This is a genomic window from Mycobacterium sp. (assembly GCF_049585075.1).
Lineage (GTDB): Bacteria > Actinomycetota > Actinomycetes > Mycobacteriales > Mycobacteriaceae > Mycobacterium.
The window spans coordinates 1-2,199 of the sequence record NZ_JBAUZA010000382.1 but is presented as its reverse complement, the minus strand read 5'-3'; the positions used below and the strand labels follow the sequence as shown (position 1 = coordinate 2,199).

The following is a 2,199-nucleotide window of genomic DNA, read 5'->3' as shown; positions in this document are numbered from 1 at the left end:
CAGCGGCTCTTGACGGTGCCCTCGGCCACCCCGAGCATTGCTGCGGTGTCGGCGACCGAATAGCCGTGCATGTCGACCGCCACCACCGCCGCGCGCTGCTCGACAGGTAGGCGCATCAACGCCCGATGCACGGCGATCGCGGTGTCTACCTGGGCGGTCCGATCAGCCACCGAGTAGACGTCGTCCAGCACGGTGGTCAAATGAGACTTGTTGCGGCGCAGCCGGTCCAGGCATGCGTTGACCACGATGCGATGCAGCCAGCTGCTGACGGCGGCGTCATGTCGAAAGCGCCCGGCATTGCGGTGCGCCGAGACCATCGCGTCTTGCAGCGCGTCCTCTGCGTCCTCCGGGCTGCGGCTGGTCAGCCGGGCAACCCGGTGCAGTTGCCGGTGGTGGCGGTAGAACAACTCCTCAAAGGCATAGCGATCGCCGGCGACGTGGGCGGCAAGCAATTCGGCGTCACTGGCTTGTTTATGAAGGTCACGTTGAACTTTGCGCCCGAACCCCACGGCCGGACAATAACCAATCGGTGCATACCCGGCACTTCACCCGATCGGCCCGGTGCGTCAGGACGCGGCTTGAACCGTTAACTCTGAGATACCCGAGCGGCTTTCGCCGTTGGTGGTCCCCAACGTCGGAATCCAGACCAGCAGATACGAGGTGGGGGCCGAAGCCTTGACCGGGATGCTGTTGCGGCCCGGATGCATCGCCACCGGCTGAGTCAGCGCCGTGGTGTTGTCCAGTTTGGCCGGCGTCGCCGTCGCCGAAGAGCGGATCTGAATTTTCGTTCCGGTGCTGGCCAGGTCGACTGTTACCGCGCCCACCACGGTTGGTTGCGGCAGCTGCAGCAGCAGCCCGACGCCGCTTTTGAAGCTCGGGAACGGAACGGCGTCATGGTAGGTGTCGGTGTCCCATGCCGTGGCCGCGTTGCCATCGATTGCCAGGGCGGCTTTGCTGGGGTTGTCGGCCTCCTGGCCGGGGGAGAAGACTTTCACACTCACTGGCTTGACCGCGCTGCCCGCCGCTGCGGTTTCGCTGGAGCTCGAACTACCCGAGGGCGCGTTGAGGCCCAGCTGGTCTTTGTCCAGGCCACTGACGTCGCCGAACATGTGGCTCAGCACCGACGCCAGGACCAGTAAGGCCACCACGATGATCGCGGCCCCAGCGCCGACCCCGATTGTTACGGCGCGACGACGACGGACTCGTGCCTGCGCCTCCTCCAGCGTGGGCGGGCGGGAGCGGTCCGGTCGGGCGGGTTCCGGCGGCAGGTCGGGTAGTGGACTCAACAGCTCGGTGCGATCGGCCACCGCGGTCGCCTGCTGTAGCAAGTTCAAAAGCGTTGCCGCACTGCGTATCCCACCGTCACCCTGAATGGAATGGGTGGCCGCCGCAGAAATCTGGTAGGGGATGGCGCGGTCGATCGAGCTGGGGTCGACGGGCTGACCGCCCGGCTCTCGTGGCGCCGGGGCCATCTCGCTGCCGACCCCCGTTTCCGGCAGCGGCCAGCGGTTGACCAACAACGCATACAGAGCGGCGCCGATACCGCGGATGTCATCTTCCGGGGTGGCGTGGGGCATGGTCGCGGGGAAGGCCAGCACCACGTCGCCTTCGATGCTGACCCGCACCCGGCTGGGATGATCGATCGACAACGCGACGCCGGCGTGGTGGGCCGCCTCGGCGGCGGAGGCCAGCGTTTGCATCGCGCGGGCAGCGCCGACGGCCGATGGCGAGGTGTCGGCCACCTCCTGCAGCGAACCGCCGCGGACCCATTCGGTGACCACCAAACCGCCGGTGCCGGTGTGGACGACGTCGAGCACCCGGGCGATCCCGGGTTTGTCGACGCGACTCAGCCGCATGGTGCGAGACAGGATGTCGCGGACTTGCTCATCGGCCAGCGTTGCGTCCGGATCGACGAACGTCAGTGCCACCTGCCGATCCAGCGCGGTATCGAGTGCTTGCCAGAATTGCAGGTGCGGCGCGCCGCCATGAAAGACGAGTAGCCGGTAGCGACCGCGGGCGATGCTGGCACCGGGAACCAGCGGCGGTTCGTCCTGGCCCGTAGACGGATGTGCCGCCAGATCGTGCGGGGCGTCGAAGCCCATCGGATCGACGGGATCTGCCGGGGGTTCGCCGTTGGGCCGCGGCGGCGGGTCTGGCGCCGCGACGACGTCGGGCTGGAAGTCGTCGACGGCCGGTGAC

2 protein-coding genes are annotated in these 2,199 nt (G+C 67.5%); both read right to left on the bottom strand.

Annotated elements, in window-relative coordinates; genetic code table 11:
• Positions 1-509 (bottom strand): RNA polymerase sigma factor SigM (gene sigM / locus WB785_RS17980; RefSeq protein WP_424080655.1); only part of this gene is annotated, 509 nt, incomplete at its 3' end.
• A 57-nt stretch (positions 510-566) separates the two neighbouring features.
• The coding region (locus WB785_RS17975; RefSeq protein ID WP_424080654.1) for a protein kinase family protein at positions 567-2,199 on the bottom strand (1,633 nt) is incomplete at its 5' end.